Consider the following 26729-nt stretch of genomic DNA (forward strand, 5'->3'; position numbering starts at 1 on the left):
CGGCCAAAAACGCTCATGAACTTCATCATTCGCACAACCCTTCGGGCTTCCGTCCGGCTCATGCTGACCCCCAAAAAAGGGCCAGCCTACCGGACAGATCGTGTGCTACTTAAACCGGTCATATCGTGTGCTACCGACACATTGCGCTTAGTCGCTTGAACCCGCGAGCTTTTTGCGCATATGTTTGCGCATGGAGCGCGATAGCCGGGAGATCGTCAAGCGCCTGAAGAGCGAGGGATATGAGCTCGTCAGCATTCGCGGTTCGCACCACAAATTTCGCAAGGACAGCAGGACGATCATTGTCCCTCACCCCAAGAAGGACCTGCCCCTCGGCACGGCCCGCGCCATTGCCAAGGCAGCGGGGTGGATTTGAAGGAGTTTCGCATGCGCTACTACATCGGCGTTGTTCACAAGGACGAGGATTCGAGCTTCGGCGTGTCGTTTCCCGATGTGCCGGGGGTGTTTTCCGCGGCTGAGGATATGGCGGAGGTGATCCCGCAGGCGGCGGAAGCCCTTGCGCTTTTTTCCGAGGATGAGGCCCTTCCCGCGCCCCGCATCCTCGACGAGGTGCGGCGCGACCCGGGGGTTGCCGAAAGCCTTGCCGCCGGGGCCTTTTTGGTGGCCGTTCCCTTCATTGAAAACGACGCCCGGATCGTCCGCATCAATGTCAGCATGGAGAGCGGCATGGTGAAAGCCATTGACCAAGCGGCCAACGCCCGTAAGCTCACCCGCTCCGCCTTTCTGGCCCAGGCGGCCAAGCGCGAGATCGAGCGCTGACTCGAGCGCCATCCGGATGGCTTTGCCTCCCCTGCCCGGCTATGCTACCCCGCCAGACACGACTGGCAGTGACCCCGGATTCGCCTGATGCCTGACGACTTGATGCGCTATGACCTGCTCGCACAGAATGCCCTGAAAGGCGTCGTACGCGAGGCCCTGCGCATTGCCGAGACGCAGGGGTTGCCGGGCGAGCACCATTTCTATATCGCCTTCAACACCAGGTCGCCGGGTGTGGAACTCTCCGAGAAGATCGCCGCGCGCTATCCGCGCGAGATGACCATCGTGCTGCAGCACCAGTATTGGAACCTTAAGGTGCATGACGACCGCTTCGAGGTCGAACTCTCCTTCGACAATGTGCCGGAGCACCTGGTGATCCCCTTCGACGCCGTGAAGGGCTTCCTCGACCCCGCGGTGCAGTTCGGCCTGCAGTTCGAAACCCAGGCAGCACCCCGTCCGCGCGAGGTGGAGCAGCCTAAGCCCGCCACGGCCAAGGCCGAGCCGCAGCCTGCCCCGGCAATCCCCTCCGCCCATGGCGAAGCAGGCGAAGAGCAGGCGCAGGACGAGGCCGCCAAAGTCGTGTCGCTCGACCAGTTCCGCAAGAAGTGAGAATGCTGATGAAACGACCCCTCCTCATTGCCACTGCTTTGCTTGCCGCGGGGCTTGGCATCATCGGCGCGGCGTGGTCGCAATCCGTTGTGGACATGCGGGCTCTGGCAGCGCTGTCCGACGCCGAGCTGATGAAACTTCCGGCCAAGAAGCTGTTCTCCAGCTTCACCACGCCCGCCGCCTCCATGAAATCCCGCCCCATCGGCTTTTATGCCAAGGGCTGCCAGGCAGGTGCTGTGGCGCTGCCCATCGACGGGCCGGCCTGGCAGGTGATCCGCCTGTCGCGCAACCGCAACTGGGGCCAGCCGGTGCTCGTCGATGTGATCGAGCGCCTCGCGACCGAGGCCAAGGCCAAGGACGGCTGGAACGGGCTGCTCGTCGCCGACATGTCCATGCCGCGCGGCGGGCCTATGCCGTCCGGCCATGCCAGCCACCAGATCGGACTCGATGCCGACATCTGGTTCAAACCCATGCCTGATCGCCGCATGACCGCGAAGGAGCGTGAAAACATCAAGCCCGAGGTGGTGGCGCCGACGCGCCATGGCCTCGATAAGTCGCTGTGGACGGAGGCCCATGCGCGGCTCCTTAAACGCACCGCCTCTTACCCCGAGGTGGAACGCATTTTCGTCAACCCGCCGATCAAGGCGGAGCTGTGCAAATGGGCCACGGGCGACCGCTCTTGGCTTGCCAAGGTGCGCCCCTATTTCAATCACAACTACCACTTCCACATCCGCCTCAGGTGTCCGGCGGGCGCCAACAATTGCAAGCCCCAGCCATCGGTGCGGCCGGCGGATGGCACCGGATGCGGCAAGGAACTCGCCTATTGGATGGGCAACGGCCCGTGGAAAAGCGAGAAGAAGCCCCCGGAGAAGAAGCCGCCGAAACCCGTGAAGCCCCCGCCGCCCTTGACTCTCGCATCGCTTCCTGCTGAATGCCGCGCCGTCGTGACAGCCGAATAGACGGACGGTTGCAAACAGGGGCCAGCGCCGGTGGGCGCATCCATGAATAACACCGAAGCGCAGCATAACGGCGCCGGCAAGGCCTCCCTCAAGCTTGCCTATGCCTCGATCGGCGTGGTTTTCGGCGACATCGGAACGAGCCCGCTCTATGCCATGCGCGAAGCGCTGCACCCGGTCGTCGCCTCGGGCGCGGACCTGCGCGAGGCGGTGCTCGGCGTCGCCTCGCTGCTGCTGTGGGCGCTGATCCTCATCGTCACCGTCAAATACGTGTTCTTCCTGATGCGCGCCGACAACAAGGGCGAAGGCGGCATCCTGTCGCTCGTCGTGCTGGTCGAGAGCCTGCTCAACCGGAAGGGCGGCTTCGTGCTGTCGCTCGGCATCATCGGCGCGGCCTTTTTCTTCGGCGATGCGATGATCACGCCGGCCATGTCGGTGTTGTCCGCCGTCGAGGGCCTCAAGGTGGTGAACCACCATTTCGAGCCCTATGTGGTGCCGCTGACCCTGGCCATCCTGATCTCGCTGTTCCTGTTCCAGTACAAGGGCACGGCCGGTGTCGCCCGGCTCTTCGCGCCGATCACCATGATATGGTTCGCGACACTCGGCGTCATGGGCCTGTTCCACATCTCGGACGATCTCGGGATATTCAACGCCTTCAACCCGATGCATGGCGTCGGCATGCTGATTGACCGGCCGGGCATGGCGCTGCTGGTGTTCGGCGGCGTGTTTCTGGCCGTCACCGGCGGCGAGGCGCTCTATGCCGACATGGGCCATTTCGGCGCGAAGCCCATCCGCATGGCCTGGCTTGCCGTGGTGTTCCCCGGCCTCGTCCTCAACTATCTGGGCCAGGGGGCCTTCATCATCTCGCACCCGGAGGCGGTGACCAACCCTTTCTTTCTCATGGTCCAGGGCTGGATGGTGATCCCGCTGGTGCTGCTCGCCACCGCGGTGACGGTGATCGCCTCCCAGGCCGTCATCACCGGCGCCTTCTCCATCGCCCAGCAGGCGATGTCGCTTGGCCTGTTTCCGCGCATGGGCATCACGCATACGAGCGAGACCGAACAGGGCCAGATCTATGTGGGCCAGATCAACTGGATGATTCTCGCCGGCGTCGTCATCCTTGTGCTGGTCTTCCAGTCGTCTTCCAACCTCGCCTCGGCCTATGGCATCGCGGTCAACACCTCGATGCTGGTGGATTCGGTCTTGGCCTGCATCTTCTTCTGGAAGTCGCGCAACCTGCCGCCCTTCATCGTGCTGCCGATCCTCGCCGTGATCTTCGTCATCGAGGCGACCTTCCTTGCCGCCAATGGGTTGAAGCTCGCCAATGGCGGCTATGTGCCGGTGCTGATGGGCGCCACCATCATTCTCCTGATGATGACCTGGATGCGCGGCCGCCGGGCGCTGACCGACAAGCTGAAGAAGGAGTCGGTCGAGCTGATCCCGTTGCTCGAAAGCCTCGAGCGCCGGCAGCCGACGCGCGTCGCGGGTGCTGCCGTGTTCCTGCAGACCGATCCGCTCTATGCGCCCTCCGCGCTGATGCACAACCTCAAGCACAATCGCGTGCTGCATGACCGCCTCGTCTTCATCACGGCGGAGACGACGAGCCAGCCGCGGCTTGAAGGCGAGGACCGCGTGGCGGTGAAGCAGCTGCCGCTGGGCGCCTGGCTGGTCGAGGCGCGCTTCGGCTACATGGAGCAGCCGGACGTGCCCAAGGCGCTCAAGGCCTGCGCCGAATTCGGCCTCGAGATCGACCCGCGCCATGCGTCATATTTCCTTGGCCGAAGGGTCATACGCATGTCGGCCAGGTCGTCGCTGCCGTTCTGGCAGCAGCGGCTGTTCATCATGATGGCGAACCAGTCGTCCCGCGCCATCGAGTTCTTCCGCATTCCGCCCGACCGCGTGGTCGAACTCGGCATGCAGATGAGCGTCTGACCTTCAGCACAGGATTTCCGAGATGGCCCTCCTCGCCCCGTTCTCCGCTCCAGGCCGCTTCTGGCGCGGCAATCTGCACACGCATTCGAACCTGTCGGACGGCGCGCTGGAGCCGAAGCAGGTGGTCGATGCCTATAAGGGCGCGGGCTATGACTTCATGCAGCTCTCCGAGCACTTCATCGACCAGTTCGGCTTCCCGATCGCCGATACCCGCGGCTTCCGCTCCAACAGCTTCACCACGCTGCTTGGCGTCGAACTCCATGCGCCGGAAACCCAGGTGGGCGAACTCTGGCACATCGTGGCCGCGGGCCTGCCGCTCGACTTCTCCCGCAACCTCGCGGGCGAGACGGGCGCCCAGCTGGCACGCCGCGCGCGCGAGGCCGGCGCCTTCATCGGCATCGCGCATCCCGCCTGGTCGCAGCTCACCATCGAGGACGGCCGCGCCATCGACGCGGCGCATGCAGTCGAGATCTACAATCACGGTTGTGCGGTGGAGAATGACCGCGGCGATGGCTGGTACTTGGCCGACCAGCTCTTCACCGAGGGCCACCGCCTTACCGCCTTCGCCACCGATGACGCGCATTTCAAGGGGCCCGACTATTTCGGCGGCTGGGTGCACGTGAAGGCCGGGAGCCTCGACCCCGACGCGCTGCTCGAGAGCCTGAAGAAAGGCCTCTATTATTCCAGCATGGGGCCGCAGCTTCACGCCATCGAAATGAACGGCAAGGAGATCTCGATCTCCTGCTCGCCGGTCGACACCATCACGGTGGTCTGCGGCACCTCGCGCAGTGCGGTGCGCATGGGCAAGGCCATCACCGAGGCGAGCTTCGACCTCGCCAAGCTCGAAAAGGGCTGGCTCCTCAGGAAGACGAGCCCGTGGTTCCGCGTCACCGTCATCGACGGCGCAGGCAAGCGGGCATGGAGCAATCCGATCTGGTGGGACGAACTCGGCTAGGCCGAGGCGGCGGGTATCTCCGCCACGTCATACCAGACCGGAATCCCGCGCGCCTTGGCAATGCGGACATCATTGTCGGCGCCCGTGGAGGGGCCCGGCAGGCGCAAGACGCCGTCACACTTGGCGAGCAGCCGGTGGGCCGTCGGGTGCATCACGCGGTCATAGGCCGGGCTTCCCGGAGCGCCGCCGCCAGCCCCCCGCAGAATGGGCAACGCCGCCCACTCCCCGATCATGGGAACGTGACCCTTGTCGAAGATCGGCAAGGCCGCTGCTTCGAGCCGCGCAAGGTTCTGGGCCATCAATTCCGGATCATCGCCAGTCCCGGAGCGATAGGGACCGGCAATCAGGATCATGAGGCTGTTCGACATTGCCATTTTCCTTCCAATTCATGCAGTTTCGTGTAATATCATGCAGTATCATGCAACACACACCGGACCTGAGCAAGCGCAGATGTTGACCGCCGCCCGCAAGGCACTGCTGCTCGACCGGCTGGGCCGGGACGGAACGCTGTCCGTGACCCCGCTGGCCGCCGAGCTGAACGTTTCGGAGGACACGCTGCGCCGAGATCTCCGCGACCTTGCATCCGAAGGCCTGCTGGTTCGCGTGCACGGGGGTGCGGTACCGTCCTCCCCCACCCATCGCCCGGTGGCCGCGCGACGCGGCATGCACGATGCGGAAAAGCAGAGGCTGGCGCGCGCGGCCGCGGGCCTCATCGAGAATGGCAGCGTGGTCATCGTCGATGGCGGAACGACACATCTTCACCTTGCTGCCGCCGTGCCGCGCGGTCAGCCGTTCACGCTGGTCACCCATAGCCCTGCCGTGGCCTCCAGCTTCGAGCATCATGACAATGTGGACATCATCCTGATCGGCGGCCGCATCTTCCGCCATTCCATGGTGGCGCTGGGCACGGAGACAGCGCAGGCCTTCAGCCGCATCCGGGCAGACCTGTGCCTGCTGGGCGTAACCGGCATTCACCCCGAACTCGGGCTCACCACCGGCGATGCCGAAGAAGCGGCGCTGAAGTGCTTCATGGCGGGCGCAGCAGCAGAAACAGTGGTTGCCGTAACCCCCGACAAGATGGGCCGCGCCAACCCGTGGTGCATCATGCCGCTCGAGCGAGTTGCAATATTGATCACCACGGAGGACCGCCCGGGCTGGTTGCCAAGCGGGGTGTCGCATCTCTTCGCGGCATGACATGACAGCGGCGATGATCTGTCATGCGGCGGAGCCGCAGGCGCCCCAAGGCCCTTGCTGCCGGCGTGCCTGCTACTAAGCTGATCGCATGACCGGAAGTGGGGCAACATGGCAGGCCTTCCATCCTCTTCAAGGATCTTCAACCGCGCAGACCGCACGGCCATCGTGACCGATGGCGCGCTCTGACGCCTTGCCGCTCTGGATCGTCATCTGCGGGTTGGGGCTCACCCAGATCATTGGCTGGGGCACCACCTATTACATGCTGGGCGCCCTGTCGCAGGACATTGCGCAGTCGACCGGCTGGTCCGGCACGCTGATCTTCGGCGCCTTCTCCGCCGCATTGTTGCTGAGCGGGCTGATCTCGCGCAGTGGCGGGCGGCTGACCGACCGCATCGGCGGCAGGCGCGTGATGATCGCGGGCTCGCTCTGCGCCGTGGCGGGGCTGACGGTGATGGGGCTGTTTCCGCATCCTGTGACCTATGTGGCGGGCTGGCTGCTGCTGGGCCTTGCCATGCGCTTTGCCACCTATGATGCGGCCTTTGCGAGCCTGACGCAGATCGCCGGCCAGGGCGCGCGCCGCGCCATCTCCTATCTCACGCTGTTCGGTGGGCTGGCCTCCACCGTGTTCTGGCCGGTGAGCCATTACCTGGCGCTCAACATCGGCTGGTCGCACACGCTGCTCGCCTACGCCGCGCTGAACCTCTTGGTCTGCCTACCCATCCACTGGGCGGTGCTGCACGGGGCAAAGGGTGACCGCGTGACGGAGCGCGTGGCCGACACTGCGCAGTCGGTGCATGTGACCGGCCGCGGACGGCTGGTGGCGATCACGCTGTTTGCCAGCGCCGTTGCGCTCAACGGGCTCGTCTTCTCGTCGATCTCTGCCCATGTGGTGCCGCTGTTCCAGGGGCTGGGCTTTGCCGGCGACGAGGCGGTGTTCATGGCGGCCCTGATCGGGCCCTCGCAGGTCGCAAGCCGCCTGGGCGAAATCCTGATGGGCCGGCGGCTGACGCCAATGCACCTCGGTCTTATCGCCTTCGGGCTGCTGCCCGTGGCGGTCGCTCTCTTCGCGCTGATGGGCTTCTCGTGGCCCGCGGCCATCGTCTTCGCGGTGCTCTATGGCGCATCGAACGGGCTCGTCACCATCGCCAAGGGGGCGGTGCCGCTGATGCTGTTCGGCGCCAAAGGCTATGGCGAGGTGCTGGGCGTGATCTCGGCTCCCAATCTGATCGTCAATGCGGTGGCCCCCCTGCTCTTCGCGCTGCTGCTCGGCGTTGTTTCGGCGCAGGCCTCGCTGCTGATCGCGGGCGGTGCGGCGCTCGCCTCAACGCTCTTCATGCTGTGGCTGGCGCGGCTTCACCCACAGCAGACCTAGCAGCGTGAGGATGGCGAAGCCGCCGCCGGCGAGGAAGGTGGCGGCGGGGCCATAACCATCCCAGAGCAGGCCGGCGAGGACGCTGCCCGAAAGCAGCGCCAGCCCGCTCGCGAGATTGAACATGCCGAAGGCCGTGCCGCGCAGCGCCTTGGGCGCGGTGTCGGCCACCATGGCGGAAAACCCGCCCTGGGTGAGGCCCATGTGCAGGCCCCACAGCGCCACGCCGATCATCATGGACGTGATGGAGTGCGCGAAGGCCAGCACGAGGTCGGCGGCGACGAGCACGAGGAGGCCCGCCACCAGCAGACCGGCACGGCCGACGCGGTCGGAGAGCACGCCCGCCGGATAGGACGACAGCGAATAGACAACACTCATCACCACCATCACCAGCGGCGCCCAGGCATTGGAGAGGCCCGTGTCGGACGCCTTGAGCACGAGGAACGCCTCCGAGAAGCGGGCCAGCATCATCACCGCCCCCACCGCCGTCACCTCCCAGAAGGCGCGGCCGAGGGACGAGGCGGTGCGCAGGTTGAAGCCGGGCTTCTTCTCGCCCTGCTCGCAGTGCGGGGCTTCCTCGACGCCGAAGGCGAGGAAGGCCACCGCGATGAACGCCGGGATGCAGGCCACCCACATGACGCTGCGCAGGTCGAACATCAGCACTGACATGAGCAGGATGGCGATGAGCGGCCCCGCGAAGGCGCCCACCGTGTCGAGTGACTGGCGGAGCCCGAAGGCGGCGCCGCGCAGCTGTGGCGGCGCGATGTCGGCCACCAGCGCATCGCGCGGGGCGCCGCGGATGCCCTTGCCCACCCGGTCGATGAACCGGGCGCCGAAAACCTGCTCGACCGAGCCGGCGAGCGGGAACAGCGGCTTCACCACAGCGGCCAGTCCATAGCCCAGCAGCGCCAGGCCCTTGCGGCTGCCCCAGCGGTCGCTCAACACGCCCGAGAACAGCTTGGAGACCTGCGCGGTCGCCTCGGCGATGCCCTCCAGCAGGCCCAGCAGGGCGGCGGACGCGCCCAGCGTTCCCACCACGAAAAGCGGCAGGATGGCGTGGATCATCTCGGAGGACACATCCATGAAAAGGCTGACGAAGCCCAGCATCCAGATGCCGCGGGGCAGGTTCTTCGGCCACATCGGGTCAACTTCCGTCTGACTGGCGGGATGGGGTTCGAAGTGATAATCAGCCCCCCGAAACCTTTCCGCAATACCGGGATTTCGAGGACGTCATGAGCAAGACGCGCACCGAAACGGATACTTTCGGCCCCATTGAGGTCGACGCCACCCGCTACTGGGGTGCGCAGGCGCAGCGCTCGATCGGCAATTTTAGGATCGGCTGGGAGAAGCAGCCGCTGCCCGTGGTGAGGGCGCTCGGCATTGTGAAGCGCGCTGCCGCGGAAACCAACATGGCCTTGGGCCGGCTCGACCCCACCATCGGCGAGGCGATCGTCAAGGCGGCGCAGGAGGTGATCGACGGCAAGCTGGACGAGCACTTCCCCCTCGTCGTCTGGCAGACGGGTTCGGGCACCCAGTCCAACATGAACGCCAATGAGGTAATCTCGAACCGCGCGATCGAGATGATGGGCGGGGCGATGGGCTCGAAGAAGCCTGTCCACCCCAATGACCACGTCAACATGAGCCAGTCGTCCAACGACACCTACCCCACCGCCATGCACATCGCGGCGGCGGAAGAGGTTGAGCACCGGCTGCTGCCCGCACTCCGCCACCTGCACAAGGCGCTCGACAAGAAGGCCCATGACTGGAGCCACATCATCAAGATCGGCCGCACCCACACGCAGGATGCAACGCCCCTGACACTGGGACAGGAATTCTCGGGCTATGCCCAGCAGGTCGAAAACGGCATCAAGCGCATCGGGATGACCATGCCGATGCTGATGGAGCTCGCCCAGGGCGGCACCGCGGTGGGCACCGGCCTCAACGCGCCCGTGGGCTTCGCCGAGATGGTGGCGGACAGGATCGCCAGGATCACCGGCATGCCCTTCACCTCCGCCCCCAACAAGTTCGAGGCTTTAGCAGCGCACGATGCGATGGTGATGACGCATGGCGCCATCAACACGGTGGCCGTGTCGCTGTTCAAGATCGCCAATGACATCCGCCTGCTGGGCTCCGGCCCGCGTTCTGGCTTGGGCGAACTGTCGCTGCCGGAGAACGAGCCCGGCTCCTCCATCATGCCGGGCAAGGTGAACCCCACGCAGTGCGAGGCCCTCACCATGGTCTGCGTGCAGGTGTTCGGCAACCAGGCGGCGCTGAGCTTTGCCGGCAGCCAAGGCCATTTCGAGCTCAACGTCTATAATCCGGTGATGGCCTATAACTTCCTGCAGTCGGTGCGGCTGATCTCGGATGCCGCCGTGAGCTTCACCGATAATTGCGTCGCCGGCATCGTGGCGCGCGAGGACAACATCAAGCGTGCTCTCGAAAATTCGCTGATGCTCGTCACCGCGCTGGCCCCAAAGTACGGCTATGACCGCGCGGCCAAGATCGCCAAGACTGCGCACAAGAACGGCACCACGCTGCGTGAGGAGGCGCTCAAGGACGGCATACCCGGCGATGACTTCGACCTGATCGTGCGCCCCGAGGACATGATCGGGCCGAAGTGATGGGCGACATCGTCAGCCTCAAGCTCCACCGCAAGCGGAAAGAGCGCGCCGCGAAGGAGGAAACCGCCGCGGAGAACCGCGTTCAGTTCGGCCGCAGCAAGGCCGAGAAGACGCTGACCAGGAAGCTGAACGAAACGGCGGCAAAGGAAATCGACTCCCACAAGCGCGAGGAGTGATGGCGAAGGATCTCAAACGGTCGCTCACCATCGCGGGTCATCGCACCTCGCTGTCGCTCGAACCGGAATTTTGGGAGGCGCTGCAGAAGGCGGCGTCAAGGCGAAAGGTGACGGCGTCATCGCTGGTGGCAGAGATCGACCAGACGCGCGGCATCCGGAATCTCTCCAGCGCGGTGCGGGTGTGGCTGCTGCGGGAGGCGGGGGAGAGCCGATAGCGCATGTTCCGGTCAGGCGGACTCACCTGACCGGAACATGCGTTATTGCGAAAAGGACTGGTCCGGCGGCGGGGAAATGATCACCGGCGCCCCGGGCGGGTTGGCGAGGATCACCGGGCCGGGTTTCGGCGGCTTGCGGATGATGGGTGACGGACGGGTGGGCGCCGCATCGTTGTTCTGCCCGAAGACCGGTTTTGCCGCGCCCGCATCCGCCGCCTTGCGCCAGGTCTTGATCTCGCGCAGGCGCTGGCGCATCTCCTGCTTGTTGATCTCGGTATTGGCGGCGCGCTCCGCCTCGATCTGGCGGCGGAGCCGGCCGGCCTCCATCACCTGCATCTCGCCCTGGACCTTGAGTTCGCGCCTCCTCAGCAGCAGCTCGTCACGCTGGGCGTAATAGGCCTCGAGCCGCGCCTCGTCCTCGGCGCGCTGCTTTTCTTCCTCTTGCGCCAGCCGCGTCTGCTCCTGCTGCAGGCGCTCCAGCTCGCTGATGCCCTGCTGCATGAGGGTGACGCCGAGAGATGTGGCGATTTCGGAATTGTCCTCGCTCCTGACCAGCGCCAGGGGCGGCCCGGCATAGGCGATGCTCATCTGCGGCAGGCCTTGCCGCGCCTTGAGGGAGAGGCCCACCTCCATGTCGAGCGCGCCCTGCGCAAGGTCAGCCACCGTCCTCACAAAGACACCGGCATCGTCATCGGCGTGCTGCACCGTTGCGAAGCGCATTTCGCCGCCAGACAGCCCGATGCTGCCGCTCACCGCGCCGAAATCCAGCCCATCGCCGCCGCGCATCGCGGCAAAAGCGCCGGATATGCCGGTGGCGTCCTTCGCCGCCGCAAGAGCGGACGTGAAGGCAGCGGGCGTGAGGTTCAGCAGCCGGAAATCGTCCACCGCGAACTTGCCCTGGCCCTGGGCCGCCGCGAGCGCGGCGCCGGGGCTGCGGCCGACGCTGGAGAAAGTGAGATCGACCTCGCCCTCGCCCGCCGCGACAGGACCGCCGGTGACCAGCGCAAGCTGCCGGCCGAGGTCCACGGGCATGCGCAGCTTGCCGGAGATCCGGCGGCTCTGATCGGTGCCAGACGACGTGAGGTCGAGCTGCGCGCCACGGCCGCCGGCATCCTTGCCCAGCATGGCGAGATGAATCTCGCCGGGCTTCGCTTCGATTCCCACCGAGGCGCTCTGCGCCATGAAGGTGGGATGCACCTCGAGCGAGGCGGGCGTGAGCCACAATTGCCCTGTGAGGCCGAGGGGCAGTGCCGGGGCAAAGCCCGTCTCCAGCCCGCCGGCGGGGCCGGACCAGTCGAGGAAGGTTGCGGCCATCAGGTCGCCAAGGCGCAGCGTGCCGGTGTCGAACCGTCCGTCCAGCACCATGGCGGGAGTGAGGCTCGCTGCGCCGCTGAAGGGCGCGGCGCCGAGCCGGCCTTTGATTTCGGCAAGCGTCCACTTGCCATCGCCCCAGCCCAGCGCCGCATCGCCCACCAGAACGCCGCTCGCATAGTCCGCCACGGGCAGGCCCGCCGCCGCGAAGAGCGGTGCGGCGTCGGTGGCGCGCAGCGCCAGTTTGCCGTTGAGGCCATAGCCCCCCGCCAGCGGATTGAAGGCGCCCTGGTAATCCAGCCGCCCGCCCAGCGCCTGCAAGGTTGCAGAGGCGTCGAAGCCCGCCGCCATGCTGCCCTGCGCCGCAAGCGCGATGCTTGCGGGCAATGCATCCTGCCCCCGTGGCGCGAGGCCGATAAGCGTGAGGATGGGACGCGAACTCGCCGCATCGATCTTCACAGTCCCGGTGAAGCTGCTGTCCGGCGCGACGCTGCCCGAGGCGGCGATGGTGAGCGGGCCCGCCGTGCCGCCGGCCTTGAGCGTGGTGACGGAGCCCCCCTCGCCCGGCTTCACGCCGAGATCGGCGCGCAGCACGGTGGCGCCGAGGTCTTGCGCCCAAGGCGGCAGGCCGGCACTGCCTGCCAGCCCCATCAGCTTGATCAGTTCGCCCGGGTCCTCGGCCTTGATGTCGAGGCTTATGGAACCGTCCGCCCCCTTGCCATTATCGAGAATGAGGCCCGAGGCCCCCACACTGGCGCCGCCCACCGCCCCGATGCTCAGTGTACGGAGGTCCATGCCATTGGCGCCGGACTGCAGGTCGAGCGTCACGTCCTTCGCCGTCACCCCGTTCATGGCGAGTTCGCCGGCCTTGACCACGAGGCGCAGGTCCGGCGCATCGGGCCGCGGCAGCAGCGCGCCAAGAAGCCCGTCCGCACCCTGTTGCGCCGCGGCCTGGATGGCAGGAATTCCCTGCGGCGCATAGGCATCGAGGTCGAAGCGGCCGCTTTCGGCGTCGACATCCACCGCGCCCCGCCCGGCCGAGGTGACGGCGAGCGAACCCTTGCCCGGCTCGCCATCGAGCTCGAATTCGCTCCCTGTGAGGCGCAGGCCCTGCGGCGCGAGGCTGAGGCCCGTCTGCAGCTTGAGGCGGCCGCGGCTTCCCGTCCACAGAGGCGCCAGGCGTTCTCTCAGACCGGGCCACAGCCACAGCGTGAATTCGCGCAGGTCATTGACCTCGAGGCCCAAATCGCCCGACAATTCGCCGCCGCCGGGCGCGGTGAAATAGCTGCCCTTGAACAGCATTTCGCTGCGCCCGGGCAGGCCGGAGGCAAGGCGGTCGATGCTGAGCCGGTCACGGTCGGCGGCAATGACGAGTTCGACATTGTCGAAGCTCTGGCCCTCGCTTCTGAGCGAGGTCACCTTCACGCTGCCGTCGAGGCTCATGTCCTGCGGCAGAAGCGCCAGAAGGCCGTCAATGACCGCGATGCTGCCAGCCTGGCGCAGCGCGTCGCGCGCCGTGGCGCCGGCCAGTTCGTCGAGGTCGAGAACTGAGGCAGAGAGATCGGCGGCAGCAGCAATGTGACGGCCGAAACTGAGCGAGGCGGAGCCGGTGGCGATGGCGGTTGCATCGGCCGGGCCGTCACGCGCCACCTGGATGCCGGTAAAGTCGACCCGGTCTAGATTGCCCTCTGCCTTGGCGGTAAAGACCAGCGGGCGGAACTGACCCCCGGCATCGCTCTCGCCGCCGTCACGCTGCGCCGGAGACACTTGAATGTCGCCCTGGGCGAGACCGTCCTTGTAGCTGCCGTCGAAGCTGTAGACATAGCCCGAATTGTCCGCCGCCTGCAGCTTGACGCCGAACAGAAAGGGCTGGCCCTTCACCCAGGCTGCAGTGTTGAGCGCAACGATCACCGGCTTGCCGCCGTAGACCGCCGTGGCGCGCAGCCGCCAGGGACCGGCAACACCGGGCGAGGCCACGCCGGCGTCAATGCTGTCAAGCGTCACCGTCTCGCCGCGGCGGCGATCCCTGTAGTTCAACGTGCCGCCGGAGAGCGTGATCTTGTCGAGTTTTACGCGAGAGAGAATGCCGCTGCCGGCGAGATCGGCCGAGGGCGTGAGCTCCCAGTTGCTCCCGCCGTTTTCCAGCCGCTCGAAATTCACCTCCGGCTCCTCGATGGCGATGCTCTCGACATCGATGCCGCCCTGCAGCAGACCCTGCAGCGTCATGTTGACCGTGAGCCGCCGTGCCGAAGCGAATTCCCGGGCGTCCATGTTCTCCGGGCTGCCGACGCGGAGGTTTTCGACCGTGAGGCGCGGCCACGGGAAGAGCCGTGCCGAAACGGGCCCTTCGATGCTCACCGCGCGGCCCGTCAGCTTCCTGCCATAGGCCTCAAGGTCGGCGCGGTAGCGGCTCCAGTCGATGACGAAGGGCGCGGCCAGCAGACCCGCGACCAGCATGACCAGCAGGATACCGAAATAGAGGACGGGGGACTTCCACACCGTCCTTCGCCCCGGGCGCTGTCGCTCGCGGCGGGCCATCAGAGGGCGGCGTTCTTGCCGGGGTTCATGATGTTGTCCGGGTCCAGCGCGCGCTTGATCTCGCGCATGAAGGCCAGCGCCGGACCATGCTCCTTCTCGAGATAGGCGCGCTTGCCGGAGCCGATGCCATGCTCCCCGGTGCAGGTGCCGCCCATGGCGATGGCGCGCTCGATCATGCGGCCATAGACCGCCTTCACCCGCGCGTACTCATCGGCATCCGCGCGGTCGCAGTAGAGCACCACGTGGAAATTGCCGTCGCCCACATGGCCCACGATGGGGCCATAGAGATTGTTGGCGGCAAGATCGGCCTGCGTTTCGGTCACGCAGTCGGCAAGCCGCGAGATCGGCACGCAGACATCGGTGGCGAAGGCCTCCTTTCCCGGCATCAGCGCCTTGGTGGCCCAGAAGGCATCATGCCGCGCCTGCCACAGCTTCTGCCGGTCCTCCTCCTTCGTCGCGATGCTGTAGGGGCCGCCGCCCAGATCTTCGGCGATGGCCATGAAGGTTTCCGCTTGCTCCCGGGCCGAGGCTTCGGTGCCGTGGAACTCCAGGAATAGCGTGGGCGTCACCTTGAGATCGAGCCTGGAATAGGCGTTGAAGGCCTTCACATGCTCGGCGTCGACCAGTTCGATGCGGGCCACCGGCAGCCCCATCTGGATCGCCGTGATGGTGGCATTGCAGCAGGCCTCGACGCTTGGGAACGGGCACACCGCCGAGACGATGGATTCGGGAATGCCGTAGAGCTTCAGCGCCACCTCGGTGATGACGCCAAGGGTGCCTTCCGAGCCCACCATCAGCCGCGTGAGGTCATAACCCGCCGAGGACTTCCTGGCGCGTGAGCCGGTGCGGATGATTTGCGCATTGGGCATGACGGCGGTGACGTTCAGGACGTTCTCCCGCATGGTGCCGTAGCGCACGGCGTTGGTGCCGGAGGCGCGGGTGGCCGTCATGCCGCCGAGGCTGGCGTCGGCCCCCGGATCGACGGGGAAGAACAGGCCCTGGTCGCGCAGATGCGCGTTGAGCTGCTTCCGCGTCACACCCGCCTCCACCCGGCAGTCGAGGTCCGAGGCATTGACCTCGAGGATGTGGTTCATCTGCGAAAGGTCGATGGAGATTCCGCCGAAGGGGGCGGAGAAGTGCCCTTCGAGCGAGGTGCCGGTACCATAGGGAATGACGGGCGTTCCGTGCTGCGCGCAGGCGGCGACGATGCGCTGCACCTCCTGCGTGCTGCGGACGAAGGCCACGGCATCCGGCGGGGCGCCCGGGTTCCAGGTCTGATCCTTGCCGTGCTGCTCGCGCACGGCGGGGGCTGTCGAAAGACGGTCGCCGAGCCAGGAGCGGATGTCGGCGATGGTCCGAGTTGTGCTGGTCTTGGGAAGCGGGCTATCCATGGGAACGAAATTAACCGGAAACCGGAGTTTTTGCGATGGGTTATCCTGCCCCTTTTGTGGGCCGCCTGCTGAAGGTGGAGGACCAGTGGATCGACTACAATGGCCATTTCAACATGGCCTATTACAATGTGCTGTTCGACCGGGCGGGTGACGAGGCTTTCGCGGCGGTGGGGCTGGGGCCGGATTACGTGAAGCAGCGCAACGCCTCGTTTTTCACCCTCGAATGCCACAACACCTATCTCCGCGAGCTGCATGCCGGCGATTCGGTGCGGATCGCGACGCAAATCCTCGATTGCGACGCAAAACGCGTCCATTACGTGCAGCAGATGTTCCATGCCGCCGAGGGCTGGCTCGCCTGCGTCACCGAAATCATCGTGATGCACATCGACATGGGGCTGAAGAAATCCGCTCCCTTCCCGCCCGATGTGATGGAAAAGATCGCCGCCATGCGCGAGGCGCACCGCCATCTGCCGGTGCCGCCACAAGTGGGACACAAGATTGGAATCCCAAAAAAGGCGTAAGTTCGGAAGACGTCACATTCGCGCAACATTAACGGCGCATTAAGCCTCCATAACGTGCAGATCAGAAACGAAGGAGGCGAGTATCATGAACACCGGTCTCAACCTGTTCGCCGAAGCGCTTGTTTTCGTTCACGGCAAGGGTGCCGAATCGGAGGCCGCCAAGCATGCGCAGATTTGCGAGCGCCTGGGCGACATGGACACGGCGGAGACGTGGCGTCAGCTGCAGGGCGCGGTGCGCAGCCTGAAGCGCCCACCGGACGGTACGATGCGGGCCGCCTGAAGTTTCGCTTTTCGTTCCCGGAAGCTCTATATAGGTCCGGAGGATTCGGACCTTCGGGATGAGCAGCAAGACTTTCGACCTGAACGACTTCGGTGACGAGCAGCCGGCCCCCGCGATCAAGCCCGGGGGCCTTGCGGCGCGTGCCATGGGCCAACAGGGCGAACCTCCTTACCTCAAAGGCCTGAACCCCGAACAGCGGGCGGCCGTCGAGAACACCGACGGCCCCCTGCTGGTGCTCGCCGGGGCCGGCACCGGCAAGACACGGGTGCTGACGACGCGGCTTGCCCACATTCTGGCCACGGGCAAGGCCTGGCCGGGGCAGATCCTGGCCGTTACCTTCACCAACAAGGCGGCGCGCGAGATGCGTGACCGCATCGGCGCGCTGATCGGCGGCGCCGTGGAGGGCATGACCTGGCTTGGCACCTTCCACTCGATCGGGGTGAAGATCCTCCGGAGCCACGCGGAGCTGGCCGGCTTGCGCTCCGGCTTCGCCATACTCGACACGGACGACCAGATCCGGCTGCTGAAGCAATTGCTCGAAGCCCACAACATCGACGAGAAGCGCTGGCCGGCGCGGCAGCTGGCCTCCCTCATCGACGGCTGGAAGAACCGCGGGCTGACGCCGGACCGGATTCCGGCGGGCGAAGCCGGGAGCTTCGCCAACGGTCTGGGTGGCACACTCTACAAGGAATACCAGCAGCGGCTGAAGGTGGTGAATGCGGCCGACTTCGGCGACCTGCTGCTTGAGGTGCTGCGCATCTTTCAGGAACACCCGGACGTGCTGAGGGACTGCCAGCGGCGCTTCAAATACATGCTGGTGGACGAATATCAGGACACCAACGTGGCGCAATACCTCTGGCTGCGGCTGCTCGCGCAGGGCCACAGGAACATCTGCTGCGTGGGCGATGACGACCAGTCGATCTATGGCTGGCGCGGCGCGGAGGTCGACAATATCCTGCGCTTCGAGAAGGACTTTCCCGGCGCCAGGGTGATCCGGCTCGAACGCAACTACCGCTCCACCCCGCAGATCCTGGGCGCCGCCTCGGGCCTCATCGCCAGGAACGAGAGCAGGCTCGGCAAGACGCTACACACCGACCGCGAGGATGGCGAGACCGTCAACGTGCGCGCCCACTGGGACGGCGACGAGGAAGCCCGCGTCATCGGCGAGGACATCGAGAACTTCCAGCGCAAGGGCGAGAAGCTGAACGACATGGCGATCCTGGTGCGCGCGTCGTTCCAGATGCGCGCCTTCGAGGACCGCTTCATCACGCTGGGCGTGCCCTATCGCGTCATCGGCGGCCCGCGCTTCTATGAGCGCGCCGAAGTGCGCGATGCGCTGGCCTATTTGAAGATCGTCGCCTCGCCCGACAACGACCTCGCCTTCGAGCGCATCGTCAACACCCCCAAGCGCGGCATCGGCGGCGCCTCGGTGAAGCGCATGCATGCCATCGCCCGCGCGCAAGGCATCCCGCTCTACCGCGCGGCGGAGGCCATGTCGCTCTCCGGCGAGCTGCCGTCCAAGGCCCGCAGCGCGCTGCGCAAGCTGATCGAGAGCTTCGACCGCTGGCGCCGGATGGCGCAAGGGCTGCCCCACACCGAGCTCGCCGAAATCGTGCTCGACGAATCCGGCTACACCGAGATGTGGCAGAACGACAAGAGCCCGGAGGCGCAGGGCCGCCTCGACAACCTCAAGGAACTCGTGCGCTCCATGGGTGACTTCGAGAACTTGAGCGGCTTCCTCGAGCACATCGCGCTCGTCATGGACGTCGAACAGTCGACGGAGGAAGACAAGGTCTCGATCATGACCATGCATGGCGCCAAGGGCCTCGAATTCGGCACGGTGTTCCTGCCCGGCTGGGAGGAAGGCCTGTTCCCCTCGCAGCGCTCGCTGGACGAGAAGGGGCGCGCGGGGCTGGAGGAAGAACGCCGCCTCGCCTATGTTGGCATCACGCGCGCCAAGCGCCGCGCCACCATCTCCTTCGCGCAGAACCGGCGCGTGCATAATCTGTGGCAGAATGCGCTCCCTTCGCGCTTCATCGACGAATTGCCGGAGATGCATGTGGAGGTGGCCCCCATGGCCACGAGCTATGGCGGCTTCGGGCTGGGCTCTTACGGCAAGAGCCGCTTCGAAGAGACGGAAGCCAAGCCCTTCGGCAACACCTATGCAACGCCAGGCTGGCAGCGCGCGCAACAGCGCTGGAGCGAAGGAAAGGCAGCGCGATCCACGCCGCATTTCATCGAAGGCGAGATGGTGGCGCGCGACACCGAGGCGGCGATATATGCCAAGGGCGAGCGCGTCTTCCACGAAAAATTCGGCAATGGCGTGATCAGCGCGGTGGAGGGCAACAAGCTGACCATCGACTTCGACAAAGCGGGCGAGAAGCGGGTGATCGACAGTTTTGTGACCAGGGCCTGACGGAGCGGACGCACGAACAGCGCCGTCTGAGAGTCTAAGCCATCGCCTTTTTCCCGCTCACCGCCTCGCCCGCGCCGGGTGACAGGGTGCGGAACTGCAGGCAGGCCATCAGCGAGCAGGCTGCCACCGCGGCGAAGGCGATGGTGAAGTCCGCCGGCGTCAGCGCCATCTCGCCGCGGAACCACTGCGCGGCCTCCAGCACGAAGGCGGCGAGCACCACGCCGAGCGACAGCGAGAGCTGCTGCACCACGGTGTAAAGGCTGGTCGCATAGCTCACCTGCTGGTGATCGACGTCGGAATAGGACATGGCGTTCAAGGCGGTGAACTGCAGCGAGCGCAGGAAGCCGCCCACGAAGAGCAGCGCGATCGCCAGCACATAGGGCGTGGATAACGACAAGAGCCCCATGACCGAGATCGAGACGCTGGCCAGCAGCCCGTTGACAATCAGCAAGCGTCGGAAGCCGAAGCGGCGGATCATCTTCGCCGCACCCAGTTTCATCGAGATAGCACCCGCCGCGGCGACAAAGGTGATCATGCCGGACTGGAAGGCGCTCATGCCATAGGCGAGCTGGAACATCAGCGGCAGCAGGAAGGGAACTGCACCTACCCCGATGCGGAACAAGCTGCCGCCGATGACGCCTGCGCGGAAGGTTTCGATTTTCAGGAGCCTGAGATCGAGGATCGGGTTGGGCGTCGCCAGCGCGTGGCGGACATAGAAGCCAACGAGTACGAGGCCGAACAGCACGAGCAATGTCGGCGTCCACCCCGGCAACAGGCCGCGCCCCATGATGGTGAGCCCGAAGATGAAGGAGGAAAGGCCGAGGCCGGACAGGAGGAAGCCCGGCGCGTCGAGCTTCGGCGCCTCGTCGGCCTGGATGTCCGGCATCAGCGCGGTGGCCAGCACGAAGGCGAGGATGCCGAAGGGCAGGTTCATCCAGAACACCCAGCGCCAGCCGAAGGTGTCGGTTATGAAGCCGCCAACCGGCGGCCCCACAAGCGGGCCGATCAGCGCCGGAATGGTGAGCCAGGCCAGCGCATCGACGAGCTCCGCCTTGGGGACAGTGCGCAGCAGGATGATGCGGCCCACTGGCACCATCATGGCCCCGCCGATGCCCTGCAGTGCGCGGGCGGCCACGAGTCCGCCTAGCGAATTGGCCATGCCGCAAGCCAGCGATCCGAGAGTGAAGACGGCGATCGCCACCCGGAACACGTGGCGCGAGCCGAACCGGTCCGCCAGCCAGCCGCTGACGGGGATGAACACCGTGAGGCTGAGGAGATAAGTCGTGAAGGCCAGCTTCAGCATGATCGGGTCGGTTCCCAGCGACGTGGCAATGGCGGGGAGCGAGGTGGCGATCACCGTCGAATCCATGTTCTCCATGAAGAGCGCGGAGGCGATGATGAGGGGGATCAGCCGGGAGGACGACATGGCCATCCGATAGCACGCCCGGCGCGCCGGCATTCATGCCGATTGCGCAAAGGTGACTTGGCCACGCCTGCCGCCCCCGCCCCTTTCCGGCCCGAATTGCCTTGTCTATAAGGGACTTCACATTGAATCAGAGTTATTGGCGCGCTCCGCCGTCCCTGCGCGCTCCGGAGCATCTTGTGATTGACCGTTTCTTCACCTGGCTCGAGTCGCTGGTCGATGCCTTCCCGCCCGGGCAGCCGGACATGCCGCCGCGGGGCTTCCTCGCCTTCTGCTGGCATTACACCCGGCCGTTCTGGCCGCTGCTCCTGGTCTCCACCCTGCTCTCCGCGGTCATCGCCTTTCTCGAGGTCTATCTCTTCGCCTTCCTCGGCAAGCTCGTCGACGTGCTGGCGGCGGCGAACCGCGAAACCTTCTGGGCGGATCATGGTACGCAGCTCATGATCATGGGCGCGGTGGCGCTGGTGCTGTTGCCGCTGCTGAACTTCTTTTCGGAAGCCGTCTCGCACCAGGGGTTGCGCGGCAATTATGCCATGCGCATCCGCTGGGTGGCGCACCGCTATGTGCTGCGTCAGTCGATGGACTTCTTCACCAACGACTTCGCAGGCCGGGTCGCCACCAAGGTGATGCAGACAGCGCTCGGCGTGCGCGATGCTGTGATGAAGTTCACCGAGGTGCTGGTCTATGTGGTGGTCTATTTCCTCGGCGCCTTGATCCTGGTGGCCAGCGCCGACCGCTGGCTGATGATCCCGCTGTTGATCTGGCTTGCGGGTTATGCCGCCGCCTGCTGGTATTTCGTGCCGCGGCTGGGCAAGCTCTCCCAGGTGCAGGCGGAGCTCCGCTCGCTGGTGACGGGCCGCGTGGTGGACAGCTACACCAACATCCCCACCGTCAAGCTCTTCGCCCACGCCGACCGCGAGGACGGCTACGCGCGCGAAGGCATGGACTGGATGCTGAAGTCGGTGAACGACTCGATGCGCATGTCGACGCTGATGACGACGGCGCTGCAGATTCTGTCGGGAGTCCTTATCTTCACCATGTCGGCCATGGCGATCTGGCTGTGGCATCAGGGTTCGATCAGCACCGGCGCCATCGCCTTCGCGGTGGGCCTCACGCTGCGCCTGAAGGCCATGTCGCAGTGGATCATCTGGGAAGTGGCGGGATTGTTCGAGAATGTGGGCGTCATCCAGGACGGCATCGAGACTATCGCCTGCGACCGCTCGATCAAGGATGCACCGGATGCGAAGCCGCTCGCTGTCAGGCAAGGAGCCATCCTGTTCGACGGCGTGACCTTCAATTACGGCAAGCCGCTCATCACGCGCGACAGGCCGGTGGTGCAGAACCTCACCCTGTCGATCGCGCCCGGCGAGAAGGTGGGCCTCGTCGGCCGGTCGGGCGCGGGCAAGTCGACGCTCTCCAACCTGCTGCTGCGCTTTTACGACCTCGAGAAAGGCCGCATCCTTATAGACGGGCAGGACATCTCGCGGGTGACGCAGGACTCTCTGCGCGCCGCGATTGGCGTGGTGACGCAGGACACCTCCCTCCTTCACCGTTCAGTGATCGACAACATCCGCTACGGCAAGCCCGATGCCACCATGGCGGAGATCGAGGCCGCGGCGCGGAAGGCGCATGCCGACGAATTCATCGCCACGCTGATGGACCCCAAGGGCCGGCGCGGTTACGAGGCGCATGTGGGCGAGCGCGGCGTGAAGCTCTCGGGCGGCCAGCGCCAGCGCATCGCCATTGCCCGCGTGCTGCTCAAGAACGCGCCGATCCTGGTGCTGGACGAGGCGACGAGTGCGCTGGACTCGGAAGTCGAACAGGCTATTCAGGAAAATCTCTATGCGCTCATGGAGGGCAAGACGGTGATAGCGGTGGCGCATCGCCTCTCCACCATCGCGGCGATGGACCGGCTCGTCATCATGGACAAGGGCCTCATCGTCGAGGACGGCACGCACCGCGAACTGCTCGACAAGGGTGGGCTCTATGCCTCCCTGTGGCAGCGCCAGTCGGGCGGCTTCCTGCTCGAGGACGAGGATCTGGCGGCCGCCGAATAGGCTTTCGCATGCGCCTCGTCGCCCCGCGCGGCGCCCCCGCGAAGGCTGGGCGCCGGCTTTCGCTGGCATTACGGCATGTCAGGGCGCTAAACCGATCCTATGACCGAAGCCTGCTGCACCCTCACCATCCCCGCACTTTCCCATGACGGAGCCAATGCGCTTGCTTCCGCGCTGGAGGACAGCCTCCGCATCGACCCGATGGCCATCACCATCAACGAGACGGACGAGGCGAAGGGTCTGTGGGAGGTGGCGCTCTATTTCGAGACCGAACAGGACGCCGAGAATGCCCGCGCGCTCGATGAACTCAAACACGGCTTTATCGCTCCCATAACGCAGCAGGACTGGGTGCGCCAGTCGCTGGAGGGCCTTGCGCCCGTAACCGCCGGGCGATTCTTCCTGCACGGCTCGCATGACCGGGACCGGCGCAGGCCCGGCGGCATCGCGCTGGAGATCGATGCGGGCACGGCCTTCGGCACCGGCCATCACGGCACCACCGAGGGCTGCCTGATCGCCCTCGACCACATCCTGAAGCGGCGCAGGCCGGAAAGCATTCTCGATGTCGGCTGCGGCACCGGCGTCCTCGCCATCGCCGCCGCCAAGGCCACGGGCCGCCCCGCAATCGCCAGCGACATCGACCCGGAAGCGGTGCGGGTGACGCGCGCCAATGCGTCGCTCAACGGGGTGAAGCCGCGGATCGCCAGCCTCGTGGCGGCAGGCCTCGGCCATCCGCGCATCGCCGCGTCCGGCCCCTATGACCTGATCTTCGCCAATATCCTGGCGCGCCCCCTGGTGGCGCTGTCGACCGGTCTTGCGCGCGCCCTGGCGCCGGGTGGCAACCTCATCCTTTCCGGCCTGACGCTGGAGCAGATGCGCTGGATCGAGGCGACTTACCTGTCGCGCGGGCTGGCGCTCGCCTCCCGCATCACGCGCGGCAACTGGGCGACCCTCGTCTTTACCCTGCCGCAAAAGCGAAAGCGCCCGGGCGGGAGGACACCCGGGCGCTTGGCTTTCGCCGGCTCCAGAGGAGCCGGCTGGGAGTTCGATCGCTGAGGCTTACGAGCCCCAGACCATCTTCGAAATCTCGGACCGCTTCATGCCAATGTCGGCCAGCAACCGGTCATCGAGCTGCGCCAGCTGGCGCTCGGCGCGGCTGCGGGCGAGATAGGTCTTGACCCGGCCAAGGAGGCCAGAGCCCATGGTGAAGCCTTCGCTGCGGACCGTCTCGCGGCCGTAGGTGATCGTGGTCATCGTCAGTCTCCTTCTCATCTCTCAAAATCCGGGCTTGTCTGGCCGCGGGCGATTTCTCGAGGGGTCATTGTGCGTTGCATTATTAGTCACTCATATAAAGAGCAGTCGCAACACAAACCAGATATCGCTTCGCTTCTCAGCCATGCAATCAATACATGGATCGAGTGTCGCGCAAGCTTCCCCGAATGCACCTCGTTACGCAGGCTTTCTAGAGTCGGATTACGTCGGTTTTATTGCAGGAAAAGACTTATTTCAGCCCAAGAACTTAATCGCCGTTAACCAGTCTCTTTTGCATTCTGTAGTGTCGCTTTCGAGCTATTTGCATGCTTCTGGCGCATGGAGGCGTAGGACTTTCATTGTGCGCCGCCGCATTTCTGGCGTCACACCAAACAAAATGCCCGGCCTTTCGGCCGGGCATCCGGTGTGAACCTGGTGGTCCGATCAGGCGGCGGCGAGGTTGCCGGCCGAGGCGCGGCCGGTGCGCTTGTCGGTCACGACCTCATAGGAGACCTTCTGGCCTTCCTTCAGCGTGCGCAAACCAGCGCGCTCGACGGCGGAGATGTGGACGAAAATGTCCTTCTGGCCATTGTCCGGCTGGATGAAGCCGTAGCCCTTCTGCTCGTTGAACCACTTCACAGTACCCGTATCCATGGGTGTCTTCCTTACGTTGGGTTGCCGTCAGCCCTGACGCGGTCTTTCGGGGCACGCCAGGACATTGGTCGAGAATTGGAAGGGTCTTGCGTGCGCGGCCCGACGGGGGGCGAAGCGGCCAATCGTCCGGCCCGGTTTCCGATGAGGAATATATGTCGCAGTTCATTCGGTGTTGCAAGATCAATTACTGGTGTTTCCGCTGCGGGATTGCCGGCGCGCAGAAGACGGTGGCCCCGAAGGTGGAGGGGCGGATCGGTCTCAGGATGTAGACGCTACGCGAGGCTCTTGTTAAGTCTTGCCCATGACTGAGACACACAAGACCCGGCTCGCCCTGCTCCGTGCCGAAGTGAAAAGGCGCAAGCTCACCGGCTTCTTCGTGCCCCGCGCCGATGAATTCCAGGGTGAATACGTGCCCGCCCATGCCGAGCGGCTGCGCTGGCTCACCAATTTCCGCGGCAGCGCGGGGATCGCCATCGTGACACTGAAGAAGGCGGCGATCTTCGTCGACGGGCGCTACGTGATCCAGGTGCGCCAGCAGGTGGACGAGAAGATTTTCGCGCCCTTCCATTTGATGGAGGAGCCGCCCTCGCAATGGATCGGCAAGAACCTGAAGAAGGGCGACAAGCTGGGCTTCGACCCGTGGCTGGTCACCGCCGAGCAGGCCACGCGCCTCGCCGAGGCCTGCGCTGCGGTGGGGGCGAGCTTCGTGCCGGTGGAATCGAACCCCATCGATGCCGTGTGGGCGGACCAGCCGCCCCGCCCCACGGCGGCCCTCGCCACCCAGCCCACGCAATTCGCCGGACGCACCGCGGCGGAGAAGATCAAGGACCTGCGCAAGGGCTTGGACAAGGTCGATGCGGTGGTGCTGACGCAACCGGATTCGGTCGCCTGGCTGTTCAACCTGCGCGGCTTCGACGTGCCGCACTCGCCGGTGGTGGCGGCCTACGCGATCCTGCCCGCCAAGGGCAAGGCGCAGCTCTTCATCGCCAAGGCGAAGCTCCCCGAGGACGTAAGGCAGCATCTGAAATCAACCGCCACCACGCATGAGCCAAGCGAGATCGGCGCGGCGCTGAAGGCGCTCGGCAAGGCCAGGGCGCGCGTGCTGATCGACCCCGCCTGGACGCCCGAACGCATCCGCGCACTTCTGGAGAAGGCGAAGGCGACTGTGGCGACGGGCGCCGATCCCGTGTCGCTGCCCAAGGCGCGCAAAAATGTGACCGAGCAGGAAGGCGCGCGCGCCGCGCAGAAGCGTGACGGTGTCGCGGTAAGCCGCTTCCTGTGCTGGCTCGACAAGGAAGCGCCGAATGGCGGCCTCACCGAGCTCGATGTCGCCGCGAAGCTCGCGGCCTTCCGCGCCGGAACAGGCGAATTGAAGGACCTCTCCTTCGAGACCATTCCGGCCTCGGGTCCGCATGCGGCGATCCCGCACTACCACGCGACGGAAGAGTCGAACCGCAAGCTCGGCCGCGACGAAATCTTCCTCATCGACTCCGGCGCGCAATACATCGACGGCACTACCGACATCACCCGCACGGTGATCGTGGGCACGCCCACGGCCGAGATGAAGGACCGCTTCACCCGCGTGCTGAAGGGCATGGTTGGCCTCTCCATGATCCGCTTCCCGAAAGGCACGACGGGCTCGCAGATCGACATTCTGGCGCGCCAGCATCTGTGGAGTGCCGGGCTCGATTTCGACCACGGCACGGGCCACGGTGTTGGCGCCTATCTCTCGGTGCATGAGGGCCCGGCGCGCATCAACAAATCGGACCGGACACCGCTGGAGCCCGGCATGATCCTGTCGAACGAGCCCGGCTTCTACAAGCAGGGCGGCTACGGCATCCGGATCGAAAACCTCGTGATGGTGCATGAGGCAAAGCCCGTCGCCGGCGGCGAGCGCCCCATGCTCGGCTTCGAGACGCTGACGCTCGCCCCCATCGACCGGCGGCTCATCGACGTGGGGCTGCTCTCGGAAGTCGAACGTCAATGGCTCGACGCCTATCACGCGCGGGTGCTGAAAGAGGTGGGCGATTTCCTCGCTGGCGAGGAACTTGTGTGGCTCAGGAAGTCCTGCGCGCCGTTGGGCTGACGTTCG

The 26729-nt window shown here is 65.6% G+C and carries 24 protein-coding genes; 17 read left to right on the plus strand and 7 right to left on the minus strand.

Annotated features, from left to right (window positions below; all coding sequences use genetic code 11):
• Positions 1 to 190: 190 nt before the first annotated feature.
• The 6 genes from IOC82_RS05065 (at position 191) to IOC82_RS05090 (ending at position 5226) form a co-directional block, all read left to right on the plus strand.
• Positions 191 to 373, plus strand: coding sequence for a type II toxin-antitoxin system HicA family toxin (locus IOC82_RS05065; RefSeq protein ID WP_290545094.1), 183 nt, complete (start codon positions 191 to 193; stop codon positions 371 to 373).
• Positions 374 to 384: 11 nt separating this feature from the next.
• The gene (locus IOC82_RS05070) at positions 385 to 777 is read left to right on the plus strand and encodes a type II toxin-antitoxin system HicB family antitoxin (protein ID WP_290545095.1); all 393 of its coding nucleotides are present in this window, start codon (positions 385 to 387) and stop codon (positions 775 to 777) included.
• An 87-nt stretch (positions 778 to 864) separates the two neighbouring features.
• Positions 865 to 1383, plus strand: coding sequence for a ClpXP protease specificity-enhancing factor SspB (locus IOC82_RS05075; protein WP_290545096.1), 519 nt, complete (start codon positions 865 to 867; stop codon positions 1381 to 1383).
• Positions 1384 to 1391: 8 nt separating this feature from the next.
• Positions 1392 to 2342, plus strand: a complete 951-nt coding sequence (gene mepA, locus IOC82_RS05080; protein ID WP_290545097.1) for a penicillin-insensitive murein endopeptidase — start codon at positions 1392 to 1394, stop codon at positions 2340 to 2342.
• A 42-nt stretch (positions 2343 to 2384) separates the two neighbouring features.
• Positions 2385 to 4271: a potassium transporter Kup gene (locus tag IOC82_RS05085; RefSeq protein WP_290545098.1), complete on the plus strand. Its 1887-nt coding sequence runs from the start codon at positions 2385 to 2387 to the stop codon at positions 4269 to 4271.
• Positions 4272 to 4293: 22 nt separating this feature from the next.
• The gene (locus IOC82_RS05090) at positions 4294 to 5226 is read left to right on the plus strand and encodes a CehA/McbA family metallohydrolase (RefSeq protein WP_290545099.1); all 933 of its coding nucleotides are present in this window, start codon (positions 4294 to 4296) and stop codon (positions 5224 to 5226) included.
• Here the strand turns inward: IOC82_RS05090 and IOC82_RS05095 are convergent.
• Positions 5223 to 5594: a DUF4406 domain-containing protein gene (locus tag IOC82_RS05095; RefSeq protein WP_290545100.1), complete on the minus strand. Its 372-nt coding sequence runs from the start codon at positions 5592 to 5594 to the stop codon at positions 5223 to 5225. The two genes, IOC82_RS05090 and IOC82_RS05095, sit on opposite strands and share 4 nt — an antisense overlap.
• Positions 5595 to 5676: 82 nt before the next feature.
• Here IOC82_RS05095 and IOC82_RS05100 point away from each other — a divergent pair, with 82 nt between their 5' ends.
• Both IOC82_RS05100 and IOC82_RS05105 read left to right on the plus strand, forming a co-directional pair.
• Positions 5677 to 6420: a DeoR/GlpR family DNA-binding transcription regulator gene (locus tag IOC82_RS05100; protein WP_290545101.1), complete on the plus strand. Its 744-nt coding sequence runs from the start codon at positions 5677 to 5679 to the stop codon at positions 6418 to 6420.
• A gap of 172 nt (positions 6421 to 6592) precedes the next feature.
• Positions 6593 to 7792, plus strand: a complete 1200-nt coding sequence (locus IOC82_RS05105) for an MFS transporter (protein WP_290545102.1) — start codon at positions 6593 to 6595, stop codon at positions 7790 to 7792.
• Here IOC82_RS05105 and IOC82_RS05110 read toward each other — a convergent pair.
• A complete protein-coding gene (locus IOC82_RS05110) occupies positions 7742 to 8929 on the minus strand; it encodes an MFS transporter (RefSeq protein WP_290545103.1) in 1188 nt (395 codons plus the stop codon). The genes IOC82_RS05105 and IOC82_RS05110 overlap by 51 nt on opposite strands.
• A 92-nt stretch (positions 8930 to 9021) precedes the next feature.
• Here IOC82_RS05110 and fumC point away from each other — a divergent pair, with 92 nt between their 5' ends.
• From fumC to IOC82_RS05125, 3 genes are read left to right on the plus strand one after another with little or no spacing between them, the layout of a single operon-like run.
• Entirely contained in the window at positions 9022 to 10410 is a 1389-nt protein-coding gene (gene fumC, locus IOC82_RS05115; protein ID WP_290545104.1) for a class II fumarate hydratase, read from the plus strand.
• Positions 10410 to 10586 (plus strand): DUF4169 family protein, encoded by a 177-nt coding sequence (locus tag IOC82_RS05120; protein ID WP_290545105.1) that lies wholly within the window; start codon positions 10410 to 10412, stop codon positions 10584 to 10586. The genes fumC and IOC82_RS05120 overlap by 1 nt, the downstream gene beginning before the upstream one ends.
• Positions 10586 to 10801 (plus strand): ribbon-helix-helix domain-containing protein, encoded by a 216-nt coding sequence (locus tag IOC82_RS05125; protein ID WP_290545106.1) that lies wholly within the window; start codon positions 10586 to 10588, stop codon positions 10799 to 10801. The genes IOC82_RS05120 and IOC82_RS05125 overlap by 1 nt, the downstream gene beginning before the upstream one ends.
• A 42-nt stretch (positions 10802 to 10843) precedes the next feature.
• Here IOC82_RS05125 and IOC82_RS05130 read toward each other — a convergent pair whose 3' ends face one another.
• A complete protein-coding gene (locus tag IOC82_RS05130) occupies positions 10844 to 14611 on the minus strand; it encodes an AsmA family protein (protein ID WP_290545107.1) in 3768 nt (1255 codons plus the stop codon).
• 38 nt (positions 14612 to 14649) lie between these two features.
• Positions 14650 to 16041 (minus strand): FAD-linked oxidase C-terminal domain-containing protein, encoded by a 1392-nt coding sequence (locus IOC82_RS05135; RefSeq protein WP_290545108.1) that lies wholly within the window; start codon positions 16039 to 16041, stop codon positions 14650 to 14652.
• Between the two features lie 35 nt (positions 16042 to 16076).
• Between IOC82_RS05135 and IOC82_RS05140 the strand changes: the two genes are divergently transcribed.
• From IOC82_RS05140 to IOC82_RS05150, 3 genes are all read left to right on the plus strand, one after another.
• The gene (locus IOC82_RS05140; RefSeq protein WP_290545109.1) at positions 16077 to 16562 is read left to right on the plus strand and encodes a thioesterase family protein; all 486 of its coding nucleotides are present in this window, start codon (positions 16077 to 16079) and stop codon (positions 16560 to 16562) included.
• 85 nt (positions 16563 to 16647) lie between these two features.
• Entirely contained in the window at positions 16648 to 16842 is a 195-nt protein-coding gene (locus IOC82_RS05145; RefSeq protein WP_290545110.1) for a hypothetical protein, read from the plus strand.
• A 58-nt stretch (positions 16843 to 16900) separates the two neighbouring features.
• Positions 16901 to 19258, plus strand: coding sequence for an ATP-dependent helicase (locus tag IOC82_RS05150; protein WP_290545111.1), 2358 nt, complete (start codon positions 16901 to 16903; stop codon positions 19256 to 19258).
• A 34-nt stretch (positions 19259 to 19292) separates the two neighbouring features.
• Here IOC82_RS05150 and IOC82_RS05155 read toward each other — a convergent pair whose 3' ends face one another.
• Positions 19293 to 20684, minus strand: coding sequence for a DHA2 family efflux MFS transporter permease subunit (locus tag IOC82_RS05155; protein WP_290545112.1), 1392 nt, complete (start codon positions 20682 to 20684; stop codon positions 19293 to 19295).
• Positions 20685 to 20926: 242 nt separating this feature from the next.
• On the opposite strand from IOC82_RS05155, the gene IOC82_RS05160 reads away from it, so the two are divergent.
• On the plus strand, positions 20927 to 22738 hold the full coding sequence (locus IOC82_RS05160) for an ABC transporter ATP-binding protein (RefSeq protein WP_290545186.1): 1812 nt from the start codon (positions 20927 to 20929) through the stop codon (positions 22736 to 22738).
• A gap of 99 nt (positions 22739 to 22837) precedes the next feature.
• Complete coding sequence (locus tag IOC82_RS05165; protein ID WP_290545113.1) at positions 22838 to 23788, plus strand: 50S ribosomal protein L11 methyltransferase; 951 nt, start codon at positions 22838 to 22840, stop codon at positions 23786 to 23788.
• A 3-nt stretch (positions 23789 to 23791) separates the two neighbouring features.
• Here IOC82_RS05165 and IOC82_RS05170 read toward each other — a convergent pair whose 3' ends face one another.
• Together IOC82_RS05170 and IOC82_RS05175 are read right to left on the minus strand one after the other, a co-directional pair.
• Positions 23792 to 23986, minus strand: coding sequence for a DUF1127 domain-containing protein (locus IOC82_RS05170; RefSeq protein ID WP_290545114.1), 195 nt, complete (start codon positions 23984 to 23986; stop codon positions 23792 to 23794).
• Between the two features lie 441 nt (positions 23987 to 24427).
• Positions 24428 to 24637, minus strand: a complete 210-nt coding sequence (locus IOC82_RS05175) for a cold-shock protein (RefSeq protein WP_290545115.1) — start codon at positions 24635 to 24637, stop codon at positions 24428 to 24430.
• A gap of 301 nt (positions 24638 to 24938) precedes the next feature.
• Here IOC82_RS05175 and IOC82_RS05180 point away from each other — a divergent pair, with 301 nt between their 5' ends.
• A complete protein-coding gene (locus IOC82_RS05180; RefSeq protein WP_290545116.1) occupies positions 24939 to 26723 on the plus strand; it encodes an aminopeptidase P family protein in 1785 nt (594 codons plus the stop codon).
• Positions 26724 to 26729: the final 6 nt, after the last annotated feature.

It is taken from the genome of Aestuariivirga sp. (assembly GCF_020252395.1).
In the GTDB taxonomy this organism is placed as follows: Bacteria; Pseudomonadota; Alphaproteobacteria; order Rhizobiales; family Aestuariivirgaceae; genus Aestuariivirga.